At 63.5% G+C, this 26,344-nt stretch carries 28 protein-coding genes; 19 read left to right on the top strand and 9 right to left on the bottom strand.

The genetic code is table 11. The features are described from left to right. Positions 1-2 precede the first annotated feature (2 nt). The 4 genes from ACR9Y2_RS11020 to ACR9Y2_RS11005 form a co-directional block, all read right to left on the bottom strand. Positions 3-542 (bottom strand): hypothetical protein, encoded by a 540-nt coding sequence (locus ACR9Y2_RS11020; protein ID WP_435041299.1) that lies wholly within the window; start codon positions 540-542, stop codon positions 3-5. After that, positions 542-1,138 carry an anti-sigma factor family protein gene (locus ACR9Y2_RS11015; protein WP_435041298.1) on the bottom strand — a complete coding sequence of 199 codons (597 nt, stop codon included), beginning with the start codon at positions 1,136-1,138 and terminating at the stop codon, positions 542-544. Before ACR9Y2_RS11015 ends, ACR9Y2_RS11020 begins: the two co-directional genes overlap by 1 nt. Positions 1,139-1,163: 25 nt before the next feature. Further along, positions 1,164-1,721 carry an RNA polymerase sigma factor gene (locus tag ACR9Y2_RS11010; RefSeq protein ID WP_194448190.1) on the bottom strand — a complete coding sequence of 186 codons (558 nt, stop codon included), beginning with the start codon at positions 1,719-1,721 and terminating at the stop codon, positions 1,164-1,166. A 496-nt stretch (positions 1,722-2,217) separates the two neighbouring features. Continuing rightward, positions 2,218-3,171, bottom strand: coding sequence for a helix-turn-helix transcriptional regulator (locus ACR9Y2_RS11005; protein ID WP_435044853.1), 954 nt, complete (start codon positions 3,169-3,171; stop codon positions 2,218-2,220). A gap of 80 nt (positions 3,172-3,251) precedes the next feature. Here ACR9Y2_RS11005 and ACR9Y2_RS11000 point away from each other — a divergent pair, with 80 nt between their 5' ends. The 5 genes from ACR9Y2_RS11000 to ACR9Y2_RS10980 all read left to right on the top strand — a co-directional run bounded on the left by ACR9Y2_RS11000 (position 3,252) and on the right by ACR9Y2_RS10980 (position 8,657). After that, complete coding sequence (locus ACR9Y2_RS11000) at positions 3,252-3,758, top strand: DinB family protein (RefSeq protein ID WP_435041297.1); 507 nt, start codon at positions 3,252-3,254, stop codon at positions 3,756-3,758. Positions 3,759-3,804: 46 nt separating this feature from the next. Beyond that, positions 3,805-5,082, top strand: a complete 1,278-nt coding sequence (locus ACR9Y2_RS10995) for a bifunctional folylpolyglutamate synthase/dihydrofolate synthase (RefSeq protein WP_435044851.1) — start codon at positions 3,805-3,807, stop codon at positions 5,080-5,082. A 39-nt stretch (positions 5,083-5,121) separates the two neighbouring features. Then, positions 5,122-5,850, top strand: coding sequence for a lysophospholipid acyltransferase family protein (locus ACR9Y2_RS10990; RefSeq protein WP_435041296.1), 729 nt, complete (start codon positions 5,122-5,124; stop codon positions 5,848-5,850). Between the two features lie 2 nt (positions 5,851-5,852). Next, the gene (locus ACR9Y2_RS10985) at positions 5,853-6,944 is read left to right on the top strand and encodes an amidohydrolase family protein (RefSeq protein ID WP_435041295.1); all 1,092 of its coding nucleotides are present in this window, start codon (positions 5,853-5,855) and stop codon (positions 6,942-6,944) included. A gap of 81 nt (positions 6,945-7,025) precedes the next feature. Further along, on the top strand, positions 7,026-8,657 hold the full coding sequence (locus ACR9Y2_RS10980; RefSeq protein ID WP_435041294.1) for a hypothetical protein: 1,632 nt from the start codon (positions 7,026-7,028) through the stop codon (positions 8,655-8,657). A gap of 136 nt (positions 8,658-8,793) precedes the next feature. Here ACR9Y2_RS10980 and ACR9Y2_RS10975 read toward each other — a convergent pair whose 3' ends face one another. The 5 genes from ACR9Y2_RS10975 to ACR9Y2_RS10955 all read right to left on the bottom strand — a co-directional run bounded on the left by ACR9Y2_RS10975 (position 8,794) and on the right by ACR9Y2_RS10955 (position 14,633). Next, positions 8,794-9,969 (bottom strand): pyridoxal phosphate-dependent aminotransferase, encoded by a 1,176-nt coding sequence (locus tag ACR9Y2_RS10975; protein WP_435041293.1) that lies wholly within the window; start codon positions 9,967-9,969, stop codon positions 8,794-8,796. A gap of 6 nt (positions 9,970-9,975) precedes the next feature. Continuing rightward, the gene (gene purF, locus ACR9Y2_RS10970) at positions 9,976-11,409 is read right to left on the bottom strand and encodes an amidophosphoribosyltransferase (RefSeq protein WP_435041291.1); all 1,434 of its coding nucleotides are present in this window, start codon (positions 11,407-11,409) and stop codon (positions 9,976-9,978) included. Next, complete coding sequence (gene purL / locus ACR9Y2_RS10965) at positions 11,390-13,630, bottom strand: phosphoribosylformylglycinamidine synthase subunit PurL (protein ID WP_435041289.1); 2,241 nt, start codon at positions 13,628-13,630, stop codon at positions 11,390-11,392. Before purL ends, purF begins: the two co-directional genes overlap by 20 nt. A gap of 8 nt (positions 13,631-13,638) precedes the next feature. After that, a complete protein-coding gene (purQ, locus tag ACR9Y2_RS10960) occupies positions 13,639-14,310 on the bottom strand; it encodes a phosphoribosylformylglycinamidine synthase subunit PurQ (RefSeq protein WP_435041288.1) in 672 nt (223 codons plus the stop codon). Between the two features lie 83 nt (positions 14,311-14,393). After that, positions 14,394-14,633 (bottom strand): hypothetical protein, encoded by a 240-nt coding sequence (locus ACR9Y2_RS10955; RefSeq protein WP_435041286.1) that lies wholly within the window; start codon positions 14,631-14,633, stop codon positions 14,394-14,396. Positions 14,634-14,710: 77 nt separating this feature from the next. On the opposite strand from ACR9Y2_RS10955, the gene ACR9Y2_RS10950 reads away from it, so the two are divergent. The 14 genes from ACR9Y2_RS10950 (at position 14,711) to ACR9Y2_RS10885 (ending at position 26,325) form a co-directional block, all read left to right on the top strand. Continuing rightward, positions 14,711-15,628, top strand: a complete 918-nt coding sequence (locus tag ACR9Y2_RS10950) for a small ribosomal subunit Rsm22 family protein (protein ID WP_435041284.1) — start codon at positions 14,711-14,713, stop codon at positions 15,626-15,628. Continuing rightward, entirely contained in the window at positions 15,621-16,271 is a 651-nt protein-coding gene (pdxH, locus tag ACR9Y2_RS10945; protein WP_435041282.1) for a pyridoxamine 5'-phosphate oxidase, read from the top strand. The genes ACR9Y2_RS10950 and pdxH overlap by 8 nt, the downstream gene beginning before the upstream one ends. Before the next feature lie 134 nt (positions 16,272-16,405). Next, positions 16,406-16,777 carry a PEP-CTERM sorting domain-containing protein gene (locus ACR9Y2_RS10940; protein ID WP_435041281.1) on the top strand — a complete coding sequence of 124 codons (372 nt, stop codon included), beginning with the start codon at positions 16,406-16,408 and terminating at the stop codon, positions 16,775-16,777. Between the two features lie 247 nt (positions 16,778-17,024). Next, positions 17,025-17,612: an outer membrane lipoprotein chaperone LolA gene (gene lolA, locus ACR9Y2_RS10935; protein WP_435041279.1), complete on the top strand. Its 588-nt coding sequence runs from the start codon at positions 17,025-17,027 to the stop codon at positions 17,610-17,612. A gap of 2 nt (positions 17,613-17,614) precedes the next feature. Beyond that, on the top strand, positions 17,615-18,826 hold the full coding sequence (locus ACR9Y2_RS10930) for a type II secretion system F family protein (RefSeq protein ID WP_435041277.1): 1,212 nt from the start codon (positions 17,615-17,617) through the stop codon (positions 18,824-18,826). A gap of 10 nt (positions 18,827-18,836) precedes the next feature. Then, positions 18,837-20,459 carry a GspE/PulE family protein gene (locus ACR9Y2_RS10925; protein ID WP_435041276.1) on the top strand — a complete coding sequence of 541 codons (1,623 nt, stop codon included), beginning with the start codon at positions 18,837-18,839 and terminating at the stop codon, positions 20,457-20,459. Continuing rightward, positions 20,460-21,374 (top strand): hypothetical protein, encoded by a 915-nt coding sequence (locus tag ACR9Y2_RS10920; RefSeq protein ID WP_435041275.1) that lies wholly within the window; start codon positions 20,460-20,462, stop codon positions 21,372-21,374. 3 nt (positions 21,375-21,377) lie between these two features. Continuing rightward, on the top strand, positions 21,378-21,953 hold the full coding sequence (locus ACR9Y2_RS10915) for a PilN domain-containing protein (protein WP_435041273.1): 576 nt from the start codon (positions 21,378-21,380) through the stop codon (positions 21,951-21,953). Next, positions 21,937-22,773 (top strand): hypothetical protein, encoded by an 837-nt coding sequence (locus tag ACR9Y2_RS10910; protein WP_435041272.1) that lies wholly within the window; start codon positions 21,937-21,939, stop codon positions 22,771-22,773. Before ACR9Y2_RS10915 ends, ACR9Y2_RS10910 begins: the two co-directional genes overlap by 17 nt. Beyond that, positions 22,770-23,513, top strand: a complete 744-nt coding sequence (locus ACR9Y2_RS10905; protein ID WP_435041271.1) for a hypothetical protein — start codon at positions 22,770-22,772, stop codon at positions 23,511-23,513. The genes ACR9Y2_RS10910 and ACR9Y2_RS10905 overlap by 4 nt, the downstream gene beginning before the upstream one ends. Beyond that, positions 23,510-25,009, top strand: a complete 1,500-nt coding sequence (locus ACR9Y2_RS10900) for a hypothetical protein (protein ID WP_435041270.1) — start codon at positions 23,510-23,512, stop codon at positions 25,007-25,009. The genes ACR9Y2_RS10905 and ACR9Y2_RS10900 overlap by 4 nt, the downstream gene beginning before the upstream one ends. 101 nt (positions 25,010-25,110) lie before the next feature. Beyond that, the gene (locus tag ACR9Y2_RS10895; protein WP_435041269.1) at positions 25,111-25,599 is read left to right on the top strand and encodes a hypothetical protein; all 489 of its coding nucleotides are present in this window, start codon (positions 25,111-25,113) and stop codon (positions 25,597-25,599) included. 12 nt (positions 25,600-25,611) lie between these two features. Next, on the top strand, positions 25,612-25,977 hold the full coding sequence (locus tag ACR9Y2_RS10890) for a hypothetical protein (protein ID WP_435041267.1): 366 nt from the start codon (positions 25,612-25,614) through the stop codon (positions 25,975-25,977). 9 nt (positions 25,978-25,986) lie between these two features. Next, positions 25,987-26,325 carry a hypothetical protein gene (locus ACR9Y2_RS10885; protein WP_435041266.1) on the top strand — a complete coding sequence of 113 codons (339 nt, stop codon included), beginning with the start codon at positions 25,987-25,989 and terminating at the stop codon, positions 26,323-26,325. Positions 26,326-26,344 lie beyond the last annotated feature (19 nt).

Raw genomic sequence — 26,344 nt, 5'->3', positions numbered from 1 at the left:
GACTACTCTTCCCGTACCTGAATCAGACTCTCGAGTGCGGCGCGCGGCTGGCGGTTGGTCGCTACATCCAACAGGCCCCGGCGCGGCGCCTGCATCGTGATGCGGTGCGGCATTCCGGCCGCGTCTTCCCACGAGTTGTAAAAGAGGAACAAGCCCAGCACCAGCCGCTCGTTCATCGGAACGCGATCCATCGATCCGGCCGAGTTCACGAGCATGTCCCGCATCAGGTTCTTGATCTCCGGCAAGCGGCGCATCTTGGCGGCACGTACCCGGGCGATGTCATCCTTACTGAGAGTCGGCCGGAACGGCGACACCCCCGGCGTCTGCACCAGGTTCACTTCCGCCGTAAAGGCGGCGCCATAACCCTGCAGATACAGACCGCGCGTGAGGCCGAGAACCTCCACTGGCGCGTCCATGCTGAATCGCTGCAGCTTCTGGTCGAAATTCCGCTCCATCGCTTCGATCTCAGCCCGTGAAGGCGCCGAGAGTTGGGCGGATAGGGGCGCCAGCGCGAGCGCAAACATCAGAATCGGGGCGCGCATCAGTCTCCTCCTTGACGGCTCGCCTGCACGAACAGCGTGTTATAGCGCTTTTCCAGCAGCGCCCACGCGTCGGAAGCCAGCCGCATGTCCGCCATCCGGCCCTTCTCCGACTGCATGCGTACCTCTTGCAGTTGGGCCGAAAACTCCGCCATGGCCGGCTTCAGCTGAGCCTGGATTCGCTGGTCGACCGCGGCAGGCAACACCCGCGCCACTTCCGCGTTCACCCGCGCCTGCACCTGCTGCTCCATCTGGACCGACGCCACCGAGGTAGGGGCGGCCGGCACCGGGCGGGCCATGTAGCCGTGCAGCACAATCGCCCCGGCCAGCAGTGCCGCCGAAGCGAATCCCAACCGGGGCGCGGAGTTCCAGAACCGCTGCCACGCGCTGGGTTCGAAAACCGGGTCCGAGACAAACGAAATCCGCTTCGGAATCTCCTGAACCGGCAGGCGGCGCAGCGCGGTGACCGTCAACCGCAGCCCTTCCACCTCTTCCCGGCAGTGGGCGCAACCCGCAAGGTGCTGCTCCATCTGCCGGCGCTCGGGAGCCGTAATTTCGTCGAGAATATAACTCTTCCAATCAAAACCGGGACAAGTCATTGCTTGCTCCTCATCAGTCTCACCGTCACTCCGCACCTGGCACCGGACCGCGAACCACCGGAGCCAGAATCTCCTTCAGCAAATCCAAACCCGTATATACCCGGGACTTGATGGTCGACGCCGGACAATCGAGGATCTCGGCGATCTCATCAAACTTGAACCCTTCGTAGATCTTGAGAATCACCGCTTCCCGCTGCTCACTGGACAATCGCGCCAAAGCCGACTCCACCGCCAGCGTCACCTCCACCGGAGCCATCCTGCGCCCCGGCATCGAACCCACCGCCTGATCGACCAGTTCGTCTTCCGGCCGCTGCCGCCGCAGGTGGCTCATCGCCTCGTTGTGCGCGATGCGATACAGCCAGGGGCCGAACCGGGCCGGGTCGTCCAGCTTCGCAAGATGCTGATACGCCTTGAGAAACACGTCCTGGCAAAGGTCCTGTGCATCCTCCGAGTGGGAGGTGAGCCGCAACAGGTAGTTGTACATCTTCGTCTCCCAACGGGAAACGAGCGCGTTATAGGCATCTACCTTACCCTTGCGGGCACGCAGCACCAGATCGCGGTCTTCCACTTCTCGGAATATCAACTCCAGGTCTCCCTGGTCATTGTTCCTGAACCTTTCCTCTGAAGCAAAGACGATTCATGGGGCGAAAAAGACGGAGAGACCCGTGGATAGTCGACGTCCGCCGCTCCCCTTCCGCCTGCCGAGCGCGCATCGCTTCGTTCAAATCACTGAAAATAAGCCACATCTGTAGAGATTTCCCCTCTCACTAAACTCCTGCCTCCGCTAGCCGATCCAATCTGGGCGGGACCGTAAATACGCTATCGACGGGATACGCTTCAAGCACTCATCGCGGCAAACTCAAGACATGCTCGGCTGGCTCGATTCGGGAGCAGCGGCCGCACCGGGTTCCTCTGAAGGTGGTGACCACCTTCATCCGTGCGATCGCAATCCCGGAGCCGGCCGAGGAGGGTAATACTCCTTTCCCGGGCAAGATCTACGATCTTCCACGAGCTGGCCGTTCCAGCGTTGGACGACCGCTGGAACGGCCGGGGCCGGTGCTCCTCCGCCGGCCCCCCATCTATTGACTTGCCCGTTGCAGCCGGGCGGCCAGGGTCCGTACCTGTTCCTTCAAGGCATCCGGCTCCAGGATCTCGAAATCCACACCCAGCATCGACAGGTGAATGGCCAGTGCCCCCAGGGAATGGGCACCGGTCGCCAGCACGCAGAACTGCTCGCCCGCCGGTTCGAGCAGCCCCACCGTGGGCGGAACCAGGTCCTTCATACTCTCCAAAGGCGCATGCAGCAGCACTCGTGCCCGGTGCGTGAACGGAGCCAGAGACACCGACCGTGCCACATAGGCCGAGTACCCGCCCTCCGGAGGACGCCTGCCCGCAAACCGCGCTCCACGACTGAGTTTCGAGCCGATGCGGTCCACCCGAAACGTCCGCCAGTCTGCCCGCGCCAGATCCCAGGCCACCAGATACCAGCGAAACCCTGTCGGCACCAGGCAGTGCGGCTCCACGCTGCGGGTGGTCGCCGTGCCCAGGTGATCGCGATACTCGAAACCCACACCCTCCTGGTCGCGGCAATTCGCGGCGAGGGCGGCGAGCAGGCCCGCGTCCACCTGCGGCCCGGTCTTCGACAACGGCTCAATAAACGACGTGAGCGCGGCCACGCGTCGCCGTAACCGGCTGGGCAGGACTTGCTCCAGCTTCGCCAGCGCTCGTACGGACGACTCGGCAATACCGGCCACCGAACCGCTGGCAGCGGTCCGCAAACCCACCGCAACCGCCACGGCCTCGTCATCGTCCAGCAGCAGCGGCGGCAGCGACGCGCCGGATCCCAATTGATATCCGCCCGCCGCCCCTGACGCGGAGTGCACTGGATAGCCCAGCGACCGCAGCCTCTCAACATCCCTCCGCAAGGTGCGGTCCGTCACCTCCAGCCTCTGGCAGAGGTCGGCGCCCGTCCAGTTGCGGCGCACCTGGAACAAAGAGAGAAGCCGGAGCAACCGCGCCGAGGTCTGTAACATGCACTCAGTGTGCCACTCTTTGCGGACTGAATCTGTCCGCAATAGTGAATATCCTGACCCTGTTGAAACAAGGAGGCCCGATGCAACTCACTGGACTGTTTCTGGAAGAACTCGAGCGCGAAGCCAGCGCCACGCGGCGCGTGCTGGAGCGTGTCCCCGAAGGCCGCTCCGACTGGAAACCTCACGGGAAATCCATGCCGCTGGCACAACTCGCTACTCTCGTCGCGACCATGCCCATGTGGATCGCGCTCATGCTGAATCAGGACTTCCTGGATCTGCGCCCTCCAGGGGGTCCGGAGTACAAGACGCCGGAGCGGCACACCCGGGCCGAGCTCCTCTCGGCGCTGGACGATTCGGTCGCCCAGGCGAAGTCGGCCCTGGCAGGCACCAACGAGGATCATCTCCTGACCAACTGGCAGTTCCGCATTGCCGGAAACGTGGTCAGCGACCTGCCGCGCCACCAGATGATCCGCGACGCCGTCTTCCAGCACATGGCCCACCACCGCGGTCAGTTGACCGTTTACCTGCGGCTGAACGAAGCCAAAGTGCCCGCCATCTACGGACCCACCGCCGACGAACCGTTCTGAGCAGCGTTCCCGGGGGCTCCGCTACCATAGAGGTTTAGGAGCCCTCCTGAGCACGCCGTATCCGGATTCCGTTCGATTCCTCTACGCCCTGGGCAACGAGTACAAGACCATCAAACTCGGCCTGGAGCGGATCACCACAATCCTGGAGGCCCTCGGCAGCCCGCACCATTCCGGTCGGTTCATCCATGTTGCGGGCACCAATGGCAAGGGCTCCACCTGCGCCATGCTGGAACGTGTCCTGCGCGCCGCCGGTGTCCGCACCGGTCTCTACACTTCCCCGCATCTCGTTGAGCCGACGGAGCGTATCCGAGTGAACGGCGTGCCCGCCACCCAGCAGGAGTTCGCGGCCGCCTTCCAGGAAGTGCACGAAACAGCCGAGCGCCTGCTGCGTGACGGCGCGATCGACATGCACCCCACCTACTTCGAGACGGTGACGGCCATGGCGTTCCTGCACTTCCGCCATGCCGCCGCTGAAGTCACGATTCTCGAAACGGGGATGGGCGGCCGCCTGGACGCCACGAACGTCGTCGATCCGCTGCTCTCTGTCATCACGCCCGTCGATTTCGATCACGAGAAGTTCCTCGGCGACACCATCCCGCAAATCGCCTTCGAGAAGGCGGGCATCATCAAACCGAGCCGCCCGGTGGTTGTCTCCCGGCAACACCCGGAGGCCATGCAGGTGCTGGAGCAACGCGCCGCCGAACTGGGCGCTCCACTGCTCCGCGCATCAGAATGGCGGGTGGACCACCTGGCGCTGCACGCCTACGGCAGCCGTTTTCACGCCGCACGCGCAGGCCGCGGGGTGGAGGTCGAGTGCCCGTTGATCGGCGCCCATCAGGTGGAAAACGCGCTCACCGCCGTCTCCGCCCTGGATCAACTGGAGTACACTCCGGCTCAGATTGCCCGTGGACTGGCCGAAACTGTCTGGCCCGGCCGCCTGGAGCGCGTCCGTCAACACCCGGATCTCTTCCTCGATGGCGCCCACAATCCCGCCGGAGCCCGCGCGCTGGCCGGCTACCTGCGCCACTTCCATCACGGCAAACGCATCTGGATGGTCTTCGGGGCTATGCGCGACAAGGACTTGCATGTCATCGGACCCATGCTGTTCCCGCTCGCCACCGAGCTGATCTTCACCACCCCGAACCAGGCGCGCGCCTTCCAGGCCCAAGAAATCCGCGAGATTTCGGGCGAATCGCGGGCCCGTGTCGCGCCTTCACCAAGGGATGCCCTCTCCCTGCTCGACGCCGCCGCCCCCGAGGATGTCCTGCTGCTCACCGGCTCGCTTTACCTGGTAGGAGAGGTCCGCGCCCTGCTCGTGGGATAATCTGGATTCGGAATCACCTTGTTTTCGCGTTGAAGTGGGATGACGTTGAGCTACCTGATCGCGGTGCTGGTGCGGGCACCACTGATAATCCTGTCCACCATCGTAATGGGCTCCATCAGCCTGGTCGTGGCGCCGTGGGATACCGAGGGCCGGAAACAACTGGCTGTCGCCCGCGCCTGGGCTCGATCCCTGCTATGGTTCGCCGGTGCCAAAGTGCGCGTGGTGGGCGCCGAAAAACTGGCCCCCCATGTCAGCTATGTGGTCTGCCCGAACCACGTCAGCTATTTCGACACCCCGGTGCTGCTCACGTACGTACTGGTGAACTTCCGCTTCCTGGCCAAAAAGGAACTCTTCGCGATTCCCTTCCTCGGCGGCCACCTGAAGCGTGCCGGCAATATCAGCGTGCCGCTGGAAGACCCCCGTGGAGCCCTGAAAGTCCTCAGCGCCGCCGGTAAAGCCATGAAAGAACGCGGCCTTTCCATGCTCGTCTTCCCTGAGGGGGGCCGCTCGGAAACCGGCAGCCTCTCGGAGTTCAAGGACGGCGCGGCCTACCTCGCCATCAAGGGCGGAGTGCCCGTCGTTCCCATTGCCATCGTCGGCGTCGGGGATATCCTCCCCATCCACTCGCATCACGTCAAGCCCGGCCAGGTCACGCTACGCATCGGCGACCCCATCCCCACCGAAGGTCTCACCAGCAGCGCCCGCACGGAACTGACAGCCAGGATTTACAATGAAATCCTCGCCATGCAGCGCCTGGGACACTCCTGACAATGAATCATAAATCTCTGCTCTTCCTCCTGCTGCCGGCGGGCCTGGCCGCGCAGTCTGCCACGACTTCGATGGATATTCGCGAGTACGAACCGAAGTCGTCGCTCGTCGTACCGCAGCATCCTAAAACGCGGGCCAAATACCCCTTCATCGACGTCCACAATCACCAGAACTTCCCCATGTCTGCCGACGGTTACAAAAAGCTCGTCGCGGACATGGACGGCCTCAACCTGCAGGTGATGGTGAACCTCAGCGGCCGCTTTGGTGAACGCCTGAAGTCCGCCGTGGAGAGCGAAAAGGCCGCCGCGCCCGGTCGCTTCATGGTCTTCGCCAACCTCGACTTCTCGAATATCGACGACCCCGGCTATGGCAAGCGCGCCGCCGCCCAACTGGAACAGGATGTGAAGAACGGCGCCGTCGGCCTCAAGTTCTTTAAACAGTTCGGCATGGACATGAAGGACGGCAAGGGTGTCCGCATCCATGTCGACGATCCGCGCTTCGACGCCGCCTTCGAAACCTGTGCCCGGCTCAAGATTCCGGTGCTCATCCACACGGCCGAACCGAAGCAATTCTGGGACCCCATCGACAAACACAACGAGCGCTGGATCGAGATGATGGAGATGCCCGGCCGCCGCCGCTCGAACGGCAGCACCGCCTCCTGGGAGACGCTCATCGAGGAGCAGCACAGCCTGTTCCGCCGCCACCCCAAGACCATCTTCATCAATGCCCACCTGGGCTGGCTGGGCGGCGACCTCGCCCAACTCGGCAAGCTGATGGACGAGTGCCCGAACATGTACACCGAGATCGGCGCCGTGCTGGCGGAACTCGGCCGTCAGCCGCGCGCGGCCAAAGCCTGGTTCATCAAGTATCAGGACCGCGTGCTGTTCGGCAAGGATACGTGGAACCCCCAGGAGTATCACACCTACTTCCGCGTGCTGGAGACAGAGGACGAGTACTTCCCCTACTACCGCAAGCGCCACGCCTTCTGGTCGATGTACGGACTGGGCCTGCCCGACGAAGTGCTGAAGAAGCTCTACTACAAGAACGCATTGCGGCTGATCCCCGGCATCGACCCGAAACCGTTCCCCAGATAGCGCCCCACCCCAACTTAGGAAGTAATCCCGCGGCCTGTAGCCCAAAAAGCCCGCCCGTGAGTCTTAAGGAAGAGGGCTCTCATGCCGCCATCTCTTCCTATACGGATCTTCGTGTGTCTACTCCTGCTCCGCCTCTCAGCGGCGGCTCAGTTTGAAAGCATTGCTATCGATGGCACGGCCGCCAACATCTGGTTCAGTTCCACCTTGCGATTGAAAGGCGACGACGGTCCGGCCAACCCCTTGATTTATCAGGCCGGCTCGGCGGGCATAAGCCTGTTCAGCGGCCCTACGGACGAGCCAGCCACCCGGCTGCTGGCCTCGGTCACCGGCGTCAGCGACGACGGTGATGTGGTCGCCTGGCTCACCGCCCAGCCGTTCACGCCCACCTCCTCCGCCACCCAGGCCCGCATCGCACCCCAGATCGGGATCATCACCCCCAGGATCTACACGATCGGGGTCCACCGCTACAGCGACAACAGGGACTGGACCTTCTCCGAGGCGGTCAGCCTCAGCCGGAACGGCCGCTGGGTTTGGACCACGACCACTGCCCTGGACCTCCAGACCGGCCAGTCTTACTCCATCGCGCCCGCCTTCCGCATCGCCCCTGGCGTTTCGGACGAAGGTGACGCCGTGGTCCTGCAGGAGCCAAACGTCGCGGGTCTCCTCCGCCCCGGCGGCCAGTTCCGGCCGCTGCCTGAGAGCGTGCGTCCGGCCCAGGTGATCCTGATGGACCGCCACGCCGCTACTCTGGTCTGGAGCACCGGCAGTTCCGCCCTTGGCGCGGGTCAGCTCAAGAAGTTGGATGTGGCCACCGGCGCGATCACAGTGCTGGTCGACAACTGCCCGAACTGCGAACCACTGCAACTCTCGGCCGACGGCCGGCGCGTGCTGGTGGCCACCCGTTCCATCGAAGGAGCCGCCGGTGTCTGGGTGCTCGACACCCTCACCCAGCAGCGCACAGACCTCGCGGCCGGCTACGGCGCCGATGCCGCCATCACCAGTTCCGGCCAGATCGCCTGCTACTCCGGCACCGAAGGCATGCTGCAATGCCGCGATCTGGAATCCGGCGACGTGCGGACGGTAGTCGGGAAAACCCCGCAAGTTGTCCGTTGGCCCGATACGCCTGACGCTTTCCCTGCTCCCAGCAGCCGTTACACCCTGAAAGGCAGCGGCCTGGAAGGCGCGGCGGTTTCGGTGAACGGCACACCCGCGCGAGTGACCGCGTCGAGCGCCACCGCAATCACCTTCCTGGTCCCGGAGGAGGTCGAACCCGGCCAGGCAAAGTTCTCCTTCGAACAGGAGGCCAGCCCGTTCCAGTCCTCATTGACCTGGGAACTCCGCGCCATCGCCCCGCGCGTGATCAAACTCAGCGAGATTCCAGGCACCGAAGCGATCTGGTGGCTGCCCTACCTGGAAAACGGCACCCGCGGCGGCCTGGCCGGCGAGTTCCAGCCACTGCAGCCCGGCGAGGTGGTCTGGATCCACATGGTGGGACTCGGGCGCGACCCATCGCTCATGCAGTGGTACTGGCAGGATTGGATCGGCGGACCGCTCCACGACGTCGTCGCTGAGGAGATTACGAAAGACGACGGCTGGTACACGGTAAAGATTCGCATCCCGGAGACCGCGCCTAACGGCATCTCGGTGATAGTGGGCCAATCGCCCTGGGACCCGTCCGTCGCGGCCAGGGTTGAGATTCCGGTGGCGCACTGAAGCGGTCAGCGGTCAGCTTCGAAGTGTTTATCGTCGAAACGCAGCGGCCACGCAGTCCAGGGAGCAAACACCCGCCCGAAATCCGGGGCTAACTTAAGCTGAAGGCTGAGAGCTGACTGCTGAAAGCTACCCGCCGCTACCCCCGCAACACCGAAACCAGCCGCCCCATCGCCTCTTCCAGAATCGGCCGGTCGACCGCGTAGCAGATGCGGATCGACCCCTCGCCGCCTTCGCCAAACGCCACGCCGGGCGCCAGCCCCACATTCATATCCAGCAGCAGCCGTTTGCAGAACTCGAACGAGTCCTTCATGCCGTCGATGCGCGGGAACAGGTAGAACGCCCCTTCCGCTTCGGGCACCGTCACGCCCTTCACCTTGCGCAAGGCCTGCAGGCAGAAATCGCGGTTCGACTTGTACAGCGCCAGCATCTGGCGGACCGTGTCGTCGCCCCACTCCAGCGCCGTCTCCGACGCACGCTGCGCAAACGCCGGAGCGCACGACACCATGAACTCGTTCAACTTCGTCGCCCGGCCGGCCAGATCCTTGCGAGCCACAATCCAGCCCACGCGCCAACCGGTCATGCAGTAGCTCTTTGAGAACGACTGCGCCACCAGCACCGCGTCTTCCCGCGTGCACAGCCGCAGGATCGACGGCACCGGCTTGCCCAACGTCCCATCGGCCGGATACCACAGCCGCTCATACACCTCATCCGCCAGCAGCCACAGGTTGTGCCGGCGCGCGAAATCCAGCAGCCTCTGCTGTTCTTCCACACTGGCCACCCAGCCCAGCGGATTCGAAGGCGACGTATACACCAGCAGCCGCGTACGCGGATTCACAGCCGCTTCCAGCGCATCGAAATCTACTCGATACCGGCCGCTCTCGCAGCGCAGCGCCACCATCTTCGCCGTGGCGTTGCACATCTCCGCGATCGACATCTGGTTCTGCCAGGCAGGCGTCAGCACGATGGCTTCATCGCCAGGATTCAGCACGCAGCGGATGCCCAGGTGCAACGCCTGGACGCCAGAGGCGGTCACCACAATCTCCGACATCGGATCGATCGCGACCTTGTGTTTGTCTTCGTAATAGCGTGCCAGCATGCGGCGCGTCGAAGGCAGTCCGGCGTTTTCGGTGTAGTAAGTAAACCCGTCGGCCATCGCCTTCTGCGCGGCCCGCTTCAGGAAATCGGGTGTCGGCAGGTTCGACTCGCCGAAGTAGAGCCGCAACACGCCATCGCCCATAGCCATGGCGATATCGGCAATTTCACGAATCCGCGAGTGCGGAACAGCGAGCGCGGACGAGGCGACTTCCGGCATGGGCGCTTAGTGATTCGGGCGGGCAACCATCAACTCTTCAATGTTCACCAGGTCGGTGGGGTAGTTGCCGGTGTAGCAGGCGTAGCAGTAGCGCTGATCGTCATCCACCACGGCCTTCCCCAGGTTCTCCAGCGACAGGTAGTCCAGCGTGTCCGATCCGATGAAGTCGCGTATCTCGTCCACCGTCTGGTTGGCGGCAATGAGCTCGCGCTTGGTCGGCGTATCCACTCCGTAGAAACACGGTGACAGCGTCGGCGGGCACGAGATGCGCACGTGCACTTCCTTCGCGCCGGCGTTCCGCACCATGCGGACAATCTTCTGCGAAGTCGTACCGCGGACCAGCGAATCGTCCACCAGCACCACGCTCTTGCCCTTCAGCAGTTCCCGCACCGGGTTCAGCTTCAGGCGCACGCCGAAGTCGCGGATCGCCTGCGACGGTTCGATGAAGGTGCGGCCCACATAGTGGTTGCGGATCAGGCCGTGGCGGAACGGAATGCCGGACGCATGCGAATAACCCAGCGCGGCGGCCACACCGGAATCGGGGATCGGCACCACAATGTCTGCGTCCACCGGCATCTGCTGAGCCAGCAGCCGGCCCATCATTTCGCGCGAATGCTGGACACTGCGGCCGAAAACCAGGGAATCGGGCCGCGAGAAGTAAACGTGCTCGAACACACACTGCGCACGCCGCTGAGGCACGGTGTAGAACTCGCGCTGCATGCCGTTGGGTCCGATGATCACCATCTCGCCCGGCTCGACATCGCCGATGTAATGCGCATCAATCAGGTCGAACGCGCAGGTCTCTGAAGCGAAGACATACACGGGACCGGAGCTCAGGTTCATGCGGCCGATGGCCAGCGGGCGGAACCCATAAGGGTCTCGCGCGACAATCACACAATCCTTGGCCAGGAACACCAGCGAGAAGGCGCCTTCGATCATCAGCAGCGCTTCCCGCAGCGCGGCTGGCAGCGTCTTCTGGCCGCTGCGCGCCACCAGGTGCAGAATCACCTCGGTATCGCTGGTGGCCTGAAAAATCGACCCGTGGTCTTCCAGTTCCTTGCGCAGTTCCGCGGCGTTCGTCAGATTGCCGTTGTGCGCCACCGCGATGCTGCCTTTGTTGCAAGTCACCGAAAACGGCTGCGCATTCAGGATCGCCGTGTCGCCGGCAGTCGAATAGCGCGTATGCCCGATGGCGGAATGACCGGGCAGCCCGTTCAGGATGCCGGCTGTGAAGATTTCAGCCACATGCCCCATCGACTTGTGGCAGAAGATCTCCTTGCCGTCGCAGGTGGCAATGCCGGCGCTCTCCTGGCCGCGATGCTGTAAAGCATGCAGCCCCAGGTGAGCGAGATTCCCGGCCTCCGGATGGCCGTAGACGGCGAAGATGCCGCACTCTTCGTGAAGTTTATCGAAGGGTTCGTCAAACTCGAACGTCGTCATGCAGCAGGGCCTCCAGAGCGGTCGCCCAACGTTCGCGTAGCGTGCGAACGGGGGTTTCAATCAGTACTGCTCCACGGTTGCGGATGACCAGCGTGTTCTCCGCGGTTCTTCCGATTTTCAAGGCGGGAACGCCCTGCTCGGCAGCAATGCGCTCCAATGCGGCCCCGTCGGCGGTGGAAATCAAAACCCGCGACGGTCCTTCATGGAACAGCAGAAGTTCAGGCCGCAGCTCGCTATCGAGCTCAATTTCGGCCCCAATGCCATTCCCAAAACTCGATTCGGCCAAACCCCAGGCCAACCCGCCGTCGCTTAAATCGTGAGCCGACTCGGCCAGCCCACCCGCAACAACGGTTCTCACCACGGTGTGGACGCGCTTCTCAAACTCCATATCGAGGGCCGGCGGCAGCCCCCACAGTTCTTTGACGATTTGTTTCGCGTATTGGGTTCCACCCATGCGCACTTCGTCGGCCGCCCCGATGCCGCCCACCAGGTAGATATCGCGATCAGCGTTCAGGAACGAGATGCGTGTCGGCATCTCGGTCTTCATCAGGCCGACAATACCCATCACCGGAGACGGGAAGATGGGATCGCCCAGCGTCTCGTTATACAGGCTGACATTGCCGCCCGTGATGGGCGTCTCGAAGAACGTGCAGGCATCGGCCATGCCCTCAATGGCTTCAACGAGTTGAGCCATGATCTCAGGCCGCTCCGGATTGCCGAAGTTCAGGTTGTTCGTCGCACCGATGGGCTGCGCGCCCACGCACGCCAGGTTGCGGCAGCACTCGGCCACCATCAGCTTGGCGCCTTCCCTCGGATCCAGGAACGTGTACCGCCCGTTGCCGTCCAGCGACATCGCGATGGAAGTCCCGTTTTCCTTGACGCGCACAATCGCCGCATCGCCGCCCGGGCCCTGAATCGTATTCGTACGGACCGTGTAGTCGTACTGCTCCCAGATCCAGCGCTTGTCGCACAGGTCCATCGACCCGGCCAAGCCAAGCAAATCCGCGTTCAAATCGGAGGAAGCAAACGCCGGCGCCTCCATGGGCACGTTCCGCAGCGGCTTCGTGAACGGACGGTGATACAGCGGAGCCTCATCCGCCAGCGGACGCGACGGAATCTCCGCCACGATCTCGCCGTGATTCCGCACCCGCATCATGCCGTCGTCCTTCACTTCGCCGACGATGCGCGCGTCCAGGCCCCACTTCTTGAACACGTCCAGAACTTCGTTTTCGCGGCCCTTGTAGGCCACCAGCAGCATCCGCTCCTGCGACTCCGACAGCATGATCTCGTACGGAGTCATGCCCGTCTCGCGCTGCGGCACATACGCCAGGTCGATCTCGATGCCCGTACCCGCGCGGCTGCCCATCTCACAGGTGGAACAGGTCAGGCCGGCGGCGCCCATATCCTGGATACCCGAGATCGCGCCCGTCTGCATCGCTTCCAGGCATGCTTCCAGCAGCAGCTTCTCCATGAACGGATCGCCCACCTGCACGTTGGGCCGCTTCTGCATGCTGTCTTCGGTGAATTCGCCCGACGCCATCGTCGCGCCGTGGATGCCGTCCCGCCCGGTCTTCGCCCCGACGTAGATCACCGGATTCCCGATGCCCGCCGCCTTGCCGTAGAAGATCTGGTCTTCCCTGAATACACCCAGCGCAAACACGTTCACCAGCGGGTTGCCCGCATAACTGGGTTCAAATACTGTCTCGCCGCCCACCGTCGGCACGCCAAAGCAGTTGCCGTAGTGCGCAATGCCCGAAACCACGCCTTCCAGGATGTGCCGGTTGCGGACGCCGTTCTCGACGTCCTCCAGCGATCCGAAGCGTAGCGCGTCCATGACAGCAATCGGCCGGGCGCCCATCGTGAAAATGTCGCGAAGAATGCCGCCCACGCCCGTCGCCGCGCCCTGGAAAGGCTCGATGAAACTGGGATGGTTGTGCGACTCGATCTTATACGCGATGCACCAGTTGTGCCCTTCCGCGTCAGGCCCGATGTTGAGGATGCCGGCGTTCTCGCCCGGCCCGCACACCACCAGCTTCGACCGCGTCGGCAGCTTCTTCAGGTGCACTCGCGAACTCTTATAGGAGCAGTGCTCGCTCCACATCACGCTGAATATGCCGAGTTCGGTGAGATTGGGCTCGCGTCCGAGAATGGCAATGATCCGCTGGTATTCGTCGGGGGTGATGGAATGCGCCGCGACGACTTCCGGGGTGATCTGGCTCATTGGAGTAGTTATTTGTGAGTGGCGAAGGCGTTGACTAGGGAGTGGAATACGCCGAGTCCGTCCGTCGAACCCATCAGCGTTTCCGTAGCCCGTTCAGGGTGGGGCATTAGGCCCAGAACATTGCGTTGCGCGTTCAGGATGCCGGCGATGTCCCGCTGGGATCCGTTGGGATTCTCAACGTAACGGAAGGCGACGCGGTCTTCGGCTTCCAACTCGTCCAGCGTGCGTGCGTCGGCAGTGAAGCAGCCCTCTCCATGCGCGATGGGGAAGGTGACTTCTTTGTTCAGTTCCAGGCTGTTGGTAAAAGGGGAATTGAGCGTGCCAGGCACCAGGCGTACCGGTTTACAGATGAACTTCAGCCCGCGGTTGCGGACCAGGGCGCCGGGCAGCAGCCCCGACTCGGTGAGAATCTGGAATCCGTTACAGATACCCATCACCAGGCCGCCGTCGGCCGCAAACCGCTTCACAGCGGCCATGATGGGCGAAAATTTTGCGATAGCGCCGCAACGCAAATAGTCCCCGTAGGAAAACCCACCAGGGAGGATGATGCAATCGGATCCCTTAAGCTCTGTGTCGCTATGCCACAGATACTCTGCCTGGTGGCCGAGATTGTGGCTCGCGGCGTACCAGGCGTCGTGATCACAATTGCTGCCGGGGAAGACGACGACGCCGAATTTCATCGAAGGGAAAACTCAGTTTAACAGAGCCTCGGACTTCTTAACAGAGCCGCCACTCGCAGGCAGCGCAAATTTAATGCGGTTGGTTAGTTCGCGGCGGCCGCGGGAGCGGCGGCCTTTTTCTTGCTCGCGCGCTTCTTGTCGGCGGGCGGCTGGCGGTCGATCTTCTTGATGGAGGGTAGAGCAATTTCGAGCACGAACTTACGTTCGCCCGACTCGTCAAACTTGATCACGATATGCTGGTCTGTGCAAGTCATGACGCTGCCGGGACCGAACTTGGGGTGCTCCACCTGAGCTCCAGTCGCGAAGGCGGGTTTAGCTGCCATAGTTTGTTGGGGGAACCTCGACAATAGTAGCATAGCAAACCGGACCCTTTTGTGTCGAGTAACCCCCTTTCCCAGCCATGTTAACAGCCAGCATTCCTCAAGCTCTGCGTGAAGCCATTCAGCTCGAAGCCGCTGATTTCAAAGGATCAGACCTTGCGGCCGCAGCCCAGGCCCTCTCCACCGCCTACCGCGCCGGACTGCCCGCCCGGCTCGACTCCGCCGTGGCCCGCGCAGCCTACATCGTCACCCGCCTGCCCGCCACCTCGGGAGCCCTTTCCGCCGCTCTGCGCGAGCTCCCCTTCGCCCCCGAATCCTGGCTCGATCTCGGCTCCGGGCCCGGCACCGCCGCCTGGCTCGCCCAATGCCCCATCACCCTCGTCGAACAGAACTCCGGCTGGCAGGACTTTATTGACGCCCGCTGGATAGAAGCCGACCTGCGCCGCCTGCCCGCCTCCCTCGAACCCCACGATCTCGTCACCATCTGCTACGCCCTCAATGAGTTGAGTGAACGCGACCGCCAGCGCCTCATCGCCGAAGCCTGGATGCTTGCCAAACGCGCCCTGCTCATCCTCGAACCCGGCACCAAGCCCGGCTTCGAGATCGTCAAAACCGCCCGCACCCAACTCCTCGCCGCCGGCGCCCATATCCAGGGCCCCTGCCCCCACCCGAACGATTGCCCCATCTCTGGCGAAGACTGGTGCCACTTCGCCGTGCGCGTCGAACGCACCCGCGAACACCGCATCGCCAAAGGCGGCTCCCTCAACTACGAGGACGAGAAGTTCTCGTATGTTCTCGTATTGAAAGAACCCGCCACCCCGGCCGCCGCCCGCGTTGTACGCCACCCCGACACCCATCCCCACCTCATCGAGCTCGCTCTCTGCACTCAATCCACCGGACTCCAACAGGCGCGCATCAAAAAGAGGGATAAGCTCAATTGGAAACAGGCCCGCAAAGCGGACTGGGGCGATCCCTGGGAGAACCTGCCCAATGGCTGACCTCACCACCGAATTCGCCCGGCTGCGCATCGACTACGCCGGCCAGGATCTTGACGAACGCACTGTCCTATCCGATCCGTTCGCCCAATTTCGCACCTGGCTCGACCAGGCCCTCGCCAGCAACCTCAAGGAACCCAATGCCATGGCCCTCGCCACCGCCACCCGCGAAGGCATCCCCAGTTGCCGCATGGTGCTCCTGAAAGGCTTCGATCCACGCGGCTTCGTCTTCTTCACCAACTACAACAGCAGTAAGGGACTCGAGCTCCACCAGAATCCGCAGGCAGCCGTGACATTCTACTGGGCGGAACTCGAACGCCAAGTCAGAATTGCCGGCCCGGTCGAGCGCGTCTCCCCCCAGGAGTCCGACGACTACTTTGCCTTGCGCCCGCCACTCGCCCGCATCGGGGCCGCCGCCTCCCCCCAAAGCCGCGTCATCCCCGGCCGCGCCTGGCTGGAACAGAGTGTCGAATCCCTCCAGGTGCTTCATCCAAATGGGGATATCCCCAGGCCCGCCGATTGGGGCGGCTATCGCCTTCAACCCCTGTCCTTCGAGTTTTGGCAGGGCCGGCCCAACCGCCTCCACGACCGCATCCTCTACACCCGGGTTGCCTCCGCCTGGCAGCTCGACCGACTTTCGCCATAGCTTCGTGAAACTTCCACTGTCATCAGATAATTACAATTTCTTCATTGACGATCGCGTCTGACAAGGGGTACTCTGTAAGTCCTACGTCCTACCTCTGTTAGGACACTTTGGCCAATGGCCATGTACGGAGGAAAATGCCCACAAACCACGCCAAACACCGGTTGTTCGCAATCTGTGTGGCCGTGTGCGTCCTGGCCCTGTCAGAGTCGTCGGTGCAGGCCGCGGCACTGACTGAGCCCCCGGCTCCGCAAGTTGCGAAAAGTCTGTTGGTTCAATCGATGCTGTCCAAGCCGGAATTTGAGCCGGCCGTCATCCTGATGGCGGACGAGTCTTCCCTCGAAGCCGCTGAAGCACCGCCCATCTGCGGCAATTGCGACCTCAACGCGCCCACCCAACCAACCACGTTCGATATCTTCCCCATCGTCACCGACGTGCCGGAACCAGCCTCGCTCGGACTGCTCGGCCTCGGTTTGACCATGACTTTTGGCCTGCGCCGCAGGCGCTAGCAAGCTCTCGGCGCTGCCGCCCGGCGCGGCCGAGCCATGAGGGGGCCTCCCGATAGTCGGAGGGAGGTCCTACTAGATTCCACCCCAACCCTTTTCAGCACAATCGGATAGCAGGATGCACAGGATCCGTCCCGGCAGTCGGCGCCTGCCCTCCGCTAGCTCCCCTCGATTTCCCTGCACATCTAGGCCGTCCGCGGCGTCTATCCGTTGTGTGAGGGTGTTCTCCCTATTGATGTTGTCCTGCGCCTTGGCTACGGGACGTGACCTGCAGGAAGTGCTGAAGTCGGTCGAGCAGCGCTACAACCGCGCCGCCACGCTCGAAGTCCGCTTTGAGCAGCGCTACCTGACCCAGGGCCGCGCCACTCGTGTCGAAACCGGCGACCTGTCCCTGCGCAAGCCCGGCCGCATGCGCTGGCAGTACGCCAACCCCGCCGGCAAACTCTTCATCAGCGACGGCAAGTGGCTGTGGTTCTACTCCCCTGTCGAGAATCGTGCCGAGCGCAGCCAACTGAAGAATGCGGACGACTTCCGCGCCCCGCTCGCCTTCCTGCTGGGCAAGCTCGACTTCCGCCGCGACTTCGGCCAGTTCGAGTTCAAGGAAACCGGCGCCGACGCGAACATCGTCGCCCATGCCAAGACAGACCGCCTGCCCTACACCCTGGTCGAGTTTACCGTCACCCCCCAGAACGTCATCCGCCGCCTGGTCGTCACCGGTGTCGACGCCAGCGTCATGGAGTTCCAGTTCACGGCCGAGCGCCTGAACCCCGCGCTCAGCGACACCCTGTTCCGCTATACCCCGCCCAAAGGCGTGGAGATTGTCGAGGCGAACCAGTAGCCATGCCCGAGTTTGCCCTCAAATACGCCGACGCGCGCGGCGAAATCAAACAACAGGTCATGGAGGCCGGCAGCGAACAGGAAATTCGCGACCGGCTGGCGCAACAAGGCTACCTCGTCTACTCCGTCAAGCCGCGCTCCGCCCTCGGCGGCCTCTCCGCCGGCCTGCGGGGCCGTTCAAAGAAACTCGATGTCGAGAAGTTCCTCATCTTCAACCAGCAGTTTGTCACGCTCTTCCGCGCCGGCCTGCCCATCCTGAAGTGCCTGGATCTGCTGGGCGACCGCCTCACCGACCCCAAGCTCAGCCCCATCGTGCGCGACATCCGCGACGACGTCAAGAAGGGCTCCATGCTCTCCGACGCCTTCAAGCGCCAGGAGGTGTTCCCCGCCATCTACACCACCTCCATCATGGCCGGCGAAAAATCCGGCGCGCTCGGCGAGGTGCTGGAACGCTATGTAAACTATCAGCGTCTCGCGCTGGCCGTGCGCAAGAAGATCATCCTGTCGCTGCTCTACCCGTCCATCCTCATCACGCTGGTCATTCTACTGGTGATCTTCCTCATCACCTTCGTGGTGCCGAGGTTCGCTTCGCTTTACGCCACCACCAACGCCCAACTGCCTGGTCCCACCCGCTTCCTGATGGCCGTGGGCTCGGCGGCCGAAAACTATATCGTGGTCGGCTCCATTGCCGTGGTCGGGGCCATCGTCGGCATCCGCTTCTACCTGCGGACGGAACAAGGTAAGGCCGCGTCCGACAAGGTCAAGATGCGCACTCCAGTCCTGGGCGAGATCTGGAGCAAATACCAGGTCGCGCAGCTCGCCCGCCTGCTCTCCACCCTCCTCACCGGCGGCATCCCGCTGGTCCAGGGCATGGAGACGGCCGCCCAGTCCGTCGGCAGCCCGCTGCTGAGGCGCGCCCTCGCCAAAGCCCAGAAAATGGTTAAGGAAGGCCAGCCCCTCTCCGGAGCCCTGGCCTCCACCGGCATCGTCCCCCCTCTCGCCATCGACATGATCGAGGTGGGCGAATCCACCGGCGCCCTGCCCGCCATGCTCAACAGCGTGGCCGAGTTCTATGAGGACGACGTCAACACCCGCATGCAGGCCTCGTTGTCCCTCATCGAACCGGCAATCATGATCTTCATGGGCTGCTTTGTGGCCTTCGTACTGGTCTCTCTCTACCTGCCCATCTTCTCGCTCGCAGATACCTTCGGCTGAGGCAAAACCCATGGCGACAGACGTTCTCAGAAGCATCGACCCCACCCGCGAAGCGGAGCAGGCGCGCCAGCTCGCGCTGCGCTACCGCTGCGAGTTCGTCGATCTCAAGGCGGCCAAGATCGACAACGATCTCTTCAAGTCGATCCCCGTCGACCTGATGTTCCGCTATAACTTCGTCCCCCTGGAAGCCTCCGACGGCAACCTCGCCATCGCCCTGGCCGACCCGCGCCACCTCAACCTGATCGACGAGCTCTCCATCCTCCTCAAAAAGAGGCTGCGCGTCAAAGTCGCCACTCTCTCGCAGATCGCTGACCTGCTCAAGAAAACCGAACAGTCCCAGCGCGTCCTCGAGGAGATCACCGAAGGCTTCGCACTCGATGTCGTCGGCGACGACGAGAACGCCGACGAGACCCTCTCCATCGAGAAGCTCACCGCCCAGGACAGCGAAATCGCGCCCGTCATCAAGCTGGTGGACACCACCATCTTCAACGCCCTGGAACGCCGTGCCTCGGATATTCACATCGAGACCCGCGACCAGGAAGTGGCCATCAAATACCGCATTGACGGCGTCCTGCACTACGCCATGCCGCCCATTGCGAAGGACTGGCACAGCACCATCATCAGCCGCATCAAGGTCATGTCGGAACTCGACATCGCGGAACGCCGCATCCCCCAGGACGGCCGCTTCCGCGTGCGCTACAAAGGCCGCCTCATCGACTTCCGCGTCTCCATCATGCCGACCATCCACGGCGAAGACGCGGTCCTGCGCGTCCTCGACAAAGAGTCGATGAGCGAAAAGTTCGCCAAGCTCAGCCTCGACGTCGTGGGCTTCTCCGACTCCGACATCAACCGCTTTCGCCGCTTCATCAAGGAACCCTATGGCATGGTGCTCGTCACCGGCCCCACCGGCTCCGGCAAGACGACCACTCTCTACGCCGCCCTCAGCGAAATCAAGAACGACGAAGACAAGATCATCACCATCGAGGACCCGGTCGAATACCAGCTCAAGGGCATCACCCAGATCCCCGTCAACGACAAGAAGGGCCTCACCTTCGCCCGCGGCCTGCGCAGCATCCTGCGTCACGATCCCGACAAGGTGATGGTGGGCGAAATCCGCGACCAGGAAACCGCCCAGATCGCCATCAACGCCGCCCTCACCGGCCACCTCGTGTTCACCACCGTCCACGCCAATAACGTGCTCGACGTGCTGGGCCGCTTCCTCAACATGGGCGTCGAGGCCTACAACTTCGTCTCCGCCCTCAACTGCATCCTGGCCCAGCGCCTCGTCCGTGTCATCTGCGAGCACTGCAAGAAACAGGTGCAATACGATGACGCCTTCCTCGTCGAGAGCGGCCTCGATCCGAATCAGTGGCGCGACGTGCCCATGTACGAAGGCAACGGCTGCTTTGAATGCGGCGGCACCGGCTTCCGCGGCCGCAGCGCCATCCACGAACTACTGGACCTCAGCGAGAAAATCCGTGAACTGATTCTGGAGAAACGGCCCGCCACCGAAATCAAACGCCAAGCTAAGGAGGAAGGCATGATTTTCCTCCGCGAGTCCGCCATCCAGAAGGTGAAACTCGGCGTCACCACCCTGCGCGAAATCAACAAGGTGACCTTCATTGAGGGATAGATGAGTATTTTGTCCAAAGTCCGCGCCTTCGTCTCCGATCCGCCGCCCGACTTCGTCTTCGAAGTCTCCGGCGCAGGCATCGCCTGGACGCGGCCGGCCCACCACGCCAGCATCGAGTGGGCGCCCCTGATGCCAGGCGCTATCGTCGTCTCGCCCCTCGAGAACAATGTCCGCGAGCCGGGCGTCTACGAAGCCGCGGTTCGCAACCTAGTGGCCGATCCGTCAGGCAAGGCGAAACAACGCCGCGCCGCGCTCATCCTCCCCGACTACTGCGCGCGCGTCGCCGTCGTCGACTTCGACACCTTCCCCAGCGATCCCCAGGAACAACTCCAACTCGCCCGCTTCCGCGTCAAACGCGTCGTACCCTTCGACATCGAGAGCGCGATCGTCGTCTGCTACCCTCAGCAGCGCACCGGCGCCGTCAAGAAAGTCGATGTCGTTGTGGCCGTCATCAACATGGAGGTGGCCTCCCACCTGGAGGCGCCCTTCCGCGCCGCCGGCTTTCAGTGCGGCTTCGTCACCCTGTCTGCGCTCTCCGCCCTCGCCCTGCCCGGCGATGACGGCGATGAACAGGCTTCGCCCGTCGTCGTCGCCAAACTGTGCGGAGACGTCCTCGCGCTCAGCCTGCTGGAAGGGCACGTCCTGCGCATGTTCCGCTGCGTTCAACTCCACGGCGGAAGCGAACAGGAGGCCACCGATGTGCTGGCTTCTACCTTCGCTTACTCCGAGGATGAACTCGGCGCACGCCCCAAAGTCCTGCGCCAGTGCGGCGTGGCCCGCGACAGTGAAGACCTGCTCCAGCGCTGGAGCGATGAATTCGGATTGCCGGTCAGCTCGCTGCGTTCCCGCTATGGCACCCCCGGCGCCAACAACGCGGGGCTGCATGGCTACCTCGAAACGATGGAGGCCTTTTAAGCCATGAGCGGCGTCAAAATTCCCATCAATCTCTCCCAGGAGCCCTTCCGCAAGGATAGGCCCATCCTCGTCGCCTCGGCCATCACCGGCTTCCTCCTCCTGGGCGTCCTCCTGATGCTCGTCTCCATCATCGGCCGTGAGCGCGAAGCCGCCCGCGAAAGCCGCGAGTTGATGGCCCGCATCGACCAGCAACTCTCGATCGTCAACCAGCAGTACTCCAAGATCGAGGCTCAACTGCGCCAGCCCGTCAACTCGGCGGTTCTCGACCGCAGCCTGCTCCTCAATGCCCTGCTCATCCGCAAAGGCATCAGCTGGACCCGCCTCTTCGAGGACCTCGAAAAGGTCTTCCCCGGCAACGTGCGCCTCGTCGCCGTCCGCCCCTACGTCACCGGCGACAACCTCGTCCAGCTCGATATGGTCGTCGGCGCCCAGTCGCCCGAACCCGTCATCCAACTGCTGCGCCGCCTGGAAGGCTCCAACCTCTTCGGAGCCACCGCCCTGCTCAGCTCCCAGCCGCCCTCCCAGAACGAACCCCTCTACCGCTACCGCGTGAGTGTGAATTATGCCCAGAAGCTTTAACTTCAACCTCAAGGCACACACCCGCGACCCGCGCCATGTGGTCCGCATCGTCCTGGGCATTCTGCTCGCCGCGAACCTCGTCGCCGCCTGGTTCGTCTTCCAGACCCCCGGCGGCACCCTGGAACAGCTCGACGCCGACCTGGCCGCCAAACGCAAACAACTCATCGGCCGCCAACAGTCCCTGGAACGCTTGAAGAAGCTGCTCACCAAGGCCACCCAGGCCCGCGACGCCGGCGACACCTTCCTGGGCTCTTTCTTCCTGCCCCGCCGCAACGCCTATTCCATGCTCGAAGTCGACCTCGCCCTCGCCGCCCACTCCGCCGGCATCCGCGCCAAAGAGCGGTCGTATAATTACGAGCCCATCGAAGGCTCCGACACGCTCGGCATGCTCAACATCAACGCCAGCTTCGAAGGCACCTACGCCGATCTCATCGAGCTCGTCAACGCCATCGACCGCAGCAAGCGCCTGCTCATCATCGAGCAACTCCAGGCCCAGCCCCAGCAGGGCACCAATACCCTCGGCATCGTCGTCAAACTGAACGCGTTCTTCCGCATGGACGGCCCCGAGGCCACCAGGGAAGACCTCTCCACCGTCGTGGAGACCACTCCGGTGGCTGAACCCATGATCCAGCCCCGGCCGCTTACGCCAGCCCGCCAGAACGCGCCTCCGCCTCCGCCGCAGCAGCCCAATAATCAACAGACCGTGAAGCCCATGCAGCCTCCACCGGCCTCAGAACCGCGTTCCGGCCCCCTGCCCACCGGCCCCCGACAGCGCCCCATCCGCCGCCCCGCGCGCGGCCTCCCGGAGCAGGATCAATGAAACCTCGTCTCGAAATGAAGCTCGGCGCCGACCCCAAGAAGACCGTCATCCTCGGTGCGCTCCTGCTCCTCGCCGCCTATCTCTTCTACGCCAACGTGTTCTCGGAACCCGACCTGCCGCCCGGCGCCCGCGACAACCGGCCCGTCGCCAAAGGCCCGTCCATCCTCAAAAAAGCCCTGCCGGCCCTCGACGACGAATCCCTCACCACGCCCAAACAGCAGAGCCTCAACCCCAAGGCGACCCCCAAGGAATTCCGGCCTTCCCTCAAACCGAAAAAGGGCGAGGAACGCGCCGCCGCCGACATCGACCCCACCCTGCGCCTCGACCTCCTCGCCAAACTGGCCGCCGTCAAGATCGAACGCGTCGACCGCAGTCTCTTCGACTTCGGCTCCGTCGAGGTCGTCCGGCCCAAACAACCCGAGCCCACCATCGCCGTCAAAAAGGCCGTCGTGAAGCGCATGATCGGCCCGGAGCCGCCGCCCCCGCCTCCTCCGCCGCCCGTCATCCCGCCTCCGCCGCCCATCCCTCTCAAGTTCTACGGCAGCGCCGTCCCTGTGAAAGGCGGCACAAAACGGGTATTCTGCATGCAGGGGGACGATATCCTGGTGCCCTCCGAGGGCGAAGTCATTCAGCGGCGCTACAAGATCGTCCGCATCAACGCCACCAGCGTCGTGGTCGAGGATATGGACTTCAAGCACCAACAGACCATACCGATTGAGGAAGCGGTCCAGAACGGATGAGACTGAAACGGCATCGACGGCAGAATCAGCGCGGCTACGCGCTGCTGCTCGTATTCGCCATGGCCGCCGCGGCGGTAGTGATGCTGTACCTCGAGATGCCGCGCATCGCCTTCGAGCACGAACGCAACAAGGAAGCACTCCTTGTGGAACGCGGCGATCAGTACGTCCGCGCCATCCAGCTCTACTACAAGAAGTATTCGAAGTACCCCCAGACCCTCGACGATCTCGAAACGACCAATAACATCCGTTTCCTCCGCCGCCGCTATAAAGACCCGATGACCAATAGCGACGAGTGGCGCCTCATCCACGTCGACGGCGCCGGCCAGTACACCGATTCGCTCATCCACAAGAAGAAGAACGACCAGGAAAAGAGCGGGCCCAGCGCCCTGTCCTCCAACATCGTCGGTGTCGGCGCCTCAGCCGAATACGTCGACCAGGCCAATCAGGGCCAAAGCGCCGCCGCGCTCACCCGCCGCGCCAGCGACCGTATCATCCCCGGAGCACCCGGGGCTGGCTCCAGCGGCGCACAGGCCGAACAGCCCGTCGATCCTGCCCAGGGCGATCCCAACTCCTCACGCTCCGGTCCCGCCACGCCGCCGCAACCGCCCGGAATGCAAAACGGCAACCCGTTCGCCGTCCCCGGCTCCCAGACCGGCCGCAATGCCCTGCCCGGCAACAATGCCCAACCCGGCGCCACCGGCCAGCCGAACCAGACGGGCCAGGGCCAGCAGAACGGCAGCAACAGCGGCTCCAGCGGCGGCTTCGGCTTCGGCGGAGGCTTCGGCAGCAGCAGCAACAACTCGTCCAGCTCTTCCAACTCCAACGCCAATTCGAATAACAACAACCAGAATTCGAACAGCCAGGGTGGCTTCGGCAACTCCGGCTTCGGCGGTTCGAACTCGGGCAGTTCCGGCTTCGGCCGCTCGGGCACCGGCAACGCCGCGCCCAACCAGGCCATCAGCGCCATCCAGAACATGCTCACCAACCCCAACCAGGGGAACAATAACAACTCCGCCTTTGGCGCCAACAACGGAACGGGCAACGGCAACGCCCTCGCCGCCGGAGCCGGTGGCCTGGTGGGCGTCGCCAGCAAACGCGATATGGAAGGCATCCTGGTCTACAACGAACGCACCAACGTCAAGGAATGGGAGTTCGTCTTCGACCAGAAGAAGGCCGCCAACGGCCAGGGCCAGCTCAACCCGCAGCAACAGGGACAGGGTCAGGGCCAGGGCCAGAATCCAAATCAGCAGAACGGCAGCGGCTCCGGTTCCGGCTTCAGCTTCGGTGGATCCAACGGCAGCTCCGGCTCCTCCGGCTTTGGCTCCAGCCGCGGCTCCAGCTCCTCCAGCGGCTTCGGCTCCGGCGGCTTTGGCTCCGGCAGCTCCTTCGGCGGCTCCGGCAGTTCCGGCTCCTCCGGCTCCTCCTCTTCCGGCGGCTTCGGTTTCGGCGGCAGTGGCTCCCCTGCACCCGCCCCCGGCAAGAACGGCGGACAGTAGCTGTCGCCTTTCCCTGACACTTCAACGCCAGCCCCCTACTGTTTTCAACACTTAGCCCCTGGCGCACCGCGTGCTTCTGTATGTCCGAAAGGACACACTCCATGCACGCAGCACTTCGCACTCTTCTCCTCCTGACGCTGGCGCTTCTACCCGCCGCCGCCCAGCGCTACAACGGCCACGGCTACTTCTATTACGGAGTCGACGCCCCCAGCAACGGCAACCTCGCCCAGATGATGAGCACCGGCATCGGCGGCGAAGCCTTCGTCTGGAAAGGCCTCGCCGCCGGCGTGGAACTCGGCTACCTCTTCCCCCGCACTGAACCCGGCATCGGCGTCGGACTCTTCGGACTTAGCGGAGCCTGGCACTTCGTCAATCGCGACAACCCCCGCAAATTCATCCCCTTCGTCACCGCCGGCTATACCCTCGGCTTCCGTCAAGGAGTCGCCAACCTCTACCACTTCGGCGGCGGCGCCACCTACTGGTTCTCCCGCCGCGCCGGCCTCCGCACCGAACTGCGCCTCTACGAGTACGCCGGCGCCTACCAGCAACACTTCGACACCTCGGTCCGCTTCGGCATCCAGATCCGCTAAGGAACCAGCATCATGTGGCGCACTACCCTCTCACTCACGCTCGCCCTCGCGCTGGTCCTGCCTGCTTACTCCGCCCAAAAGCCGGCAGCCAACCCGGACAAGTTCCGCGCCCGCATAGCCGCCTTCCAGCCCAACACCATGGTCGAGGTCAAGACCCTCCTCGGCACCAAATGGAAAGGCAACCTGGGCCAGGTCACCACCGACAGCTTCGAGGTCGGCCACCAGCTCGTCCGCTTCGACGAAGTACGCAGCCTGCGCAACGCCACCCATATGTCCGGCCCCAAACAGGCCGGTCTCGCCGCGGTCTTCATCCTGGCCGGCCTGGCCGTCCTCTACATCGCCTACGGCATCGTCGCCACAGCCACCGGAGCGGACTAGGAGTTCACCGTGACCAAGTCGCTCATCGCCCTTCTCCTCTTGCCCGTCCTCCTGCGCGCCGCCTCCACGCCCGCCGAACAGGCCGCCCGCATCCCACCCGGCTCCACCATCACCGTCCATCTGCTCGACCGCACCCATCTCCAGGGCCGCCTCCTCCAGATCCGCGCGGACGACTTCGACATCCAAACCGCCCGCGGCAATCGCCTCGAAATCGTCACCATCCGCTACGCCGACGCCCGCTCCCTCAAAGCCGCCAACCCGCAACTCCGCCGCCGCCTCATCGGCCTCATCATCGCCGGCGGCCTCTTCGGCCTGCTCATCGGCACCGCCGCCACCGGCCTCGACTGAGGACAACCCCATGGCCCTC

This window comes from Paludibaculum fermentans (assembly GCF_051172195.1).
GTDB lineage: Bacteria > Acidobacteriota > Terriglobia > Bryobacterales > Bryobacteraceae > Paludibaculum > Paludibaculum fermentans_A.
Note: the sequence above shows the minus strand (reverse complement) of the source record. Positions and strands in the feature narration are given on the sequence as shown.

Excerpts from the sequence above, each read along its gene's own strand:
- ACR9Y2_RS10950 (WP_435041284.1), top strand. The coding sequence starts at position 14,711 with ATGTTAACAGCCAGCATTCCTCAAGCTCTGCGTGAAGCCATTCAGCTC.
- ACR9Y2_RS10930 (WP_435041277.1), top strand. The coding sequence starts at position 17,615 with ATGCCCGAGTTTGCCCTCAAATACGCCGACGCGCGCGGCGAAATCAAA.
- ACR9Y2_RS10910 (WP_435041272.1), top strand. The coding sequence starts at position 21,937 with ATGCCCAGAAGCTTTAACTTCAACCTCAAGGCACACACCCGCGACCCG.
- ACR9Y2_RS10900 (WP_435041270.1), top strand. The coding sequence starts at position 23,510 with ATGAGACTGAAACGGCATCGACGGCAGAATCAGCGCGGCTACGCGCTG.
- ACR9Y2_RS10920 (WP_435041275.1), top strand. The coding sequence starts at position 20,460 with ATGAGTATTTTGTCCAAAGTCCGCGCCTTCGTCTCCGATCCGCCGCCC.
- pdxH (WP_435041282.1), top strand. The coding sequence starts at position 15,621 with ATGGCTGACCTCACCACCGAATTCGCCCGGCTGCGCATCGACTACGCC.
- ACR9Y2_RS10975 (WP_435041293.1), bottom strand. The coding sequence starts at position 9,969 with ATGCCGGAAGTCGCCTCGTCCGCGCTCGCTGTTCCGCACTCGCGGATT.
- ACR9Y2_RS11000 (WP_435041297.1), top strand. The coding sequence starts at position 3,252 with ATGCAACTCACTGGACTGTTTCTGGAAGAACTCGAGCGCGAAGCCAGC.
- purF (WP_435041291.1), bottom strand. The coding sequence starts at position 11,409 with ATGACGACGTTCGAGTTTGACGAACCCTTCGATAAACTTCACGAAGAG.
- ACR9Y2_RS10905 (WP_435041271.1), top strand. The coding sequence starts at position 22,770 with ATGAAACCTCGTCTCGAAATGAAGCTCGGCGCCGACCCCAAGAAGACC.
- ACR9Y2_RS10990 (WP_435041296.1), top strand. The coding sequence starts at position 5,122 with ATGACGTTGAGCTACCTGATCGCGGTGCTGGTGCGGGCACCACTGATA.
- ACR9Y2_RS11020 (WP_435041299.1), bottom strand. The coding sequence starts at position 542 with ATGCGCGCCCCGATTCTGATGTTTGCGCTCGCGCTGGCGCCCCTATCC.
- ACR9Y2_RS10895 (WP_435041269.1), top strand. The coding sequence starts at position 25,111 with ATGCACGCAGCACTTCGCACTCTTCTCCTCCTGACGCTGGCGCTTCTA.
- ACR9Y2_RS10985 (WP_435041295.1), top strand. The coding sequence starts at position 5,853 with ATGAATCATAAATCTCTGCTCTTCCTCCTGCTGCCGGCGGGCCTGGCC.
- purL (WP_435041289.1), bottom strand. The coding sequence starts at position 13,630 with ATGAGCCAGATCACCCCGGAAGTCGTCGCGGCGCATTCCATCACCCCC.
- ACR9Y2_RS10955 (WP_435041286.1), bottom strand. The coding sequence starts at position 14,633 with ATGGCAGCTAAACCCGCCTTCGCGACTGGAGCTCAGGTGGAGCACCCC.
- ACR9Y2_RS10980 (WP_435041294.1), top strand. The coding sequence starts at position 7,026 with ATGCCGCCATCTCTTCCTATACGGATCTTCGTGTGTCTACTCCTGCTC.
- ACR9Y2_RS10940 (WP_435041281.1), top strand. The coding sequence starts at position 16,406 with ATGCCCACAAACCACGCCAAACACCGGTTGTTCGCAATCTGTGTGGCC.
- ACR9Y2_RS10915 (WP_435041273.1), top strand. The coding sequence starts at position 21,378 with ATGAGCGGCGTCAAAATTCCCATCAATCTCTCCCAGGAGCCCTTCCGC.
- ACR9Y2_RS11005 (WP_435044853.1), bottom strand. The coding sequence starts at position 3,171 with ATGTTACAGACCTCGGCGCGGTTGCTCCGGCTTCTCTCTTTGTTCCAG.
- ACR9Y2_RS11015 (WP_435041298.1), bottom strand. The coding sequence starts at position 1,138 with ATGACTTGTCCCGGTTTTGATTGGAAGAGTTATATTCTCGACGAAATT.
- ACR9Y2_RS10925 (WP_435041276.1), top strand. The coding sequence starts at position 18,837 with ATGGCGACAGACGTTCTCAGAAGCATCGACCCCACCCGCGAAGCGGAG.
- ACR9Y2_RS10890 (WP_435041267.1), top strand. The coding sequence starts at position 25,612 with ATGTGGCGCACTACCCTCTCACTCACGCTCGCCCTCGCGCTGGTCCTG.
- purQ (WP_435041288.1), bottom strand. The coding sequence starts at position 14,310 with ATGAAATTCGGCGTCGTCGTCTTCCCCGGCAGCAATTGTGATCACGAC.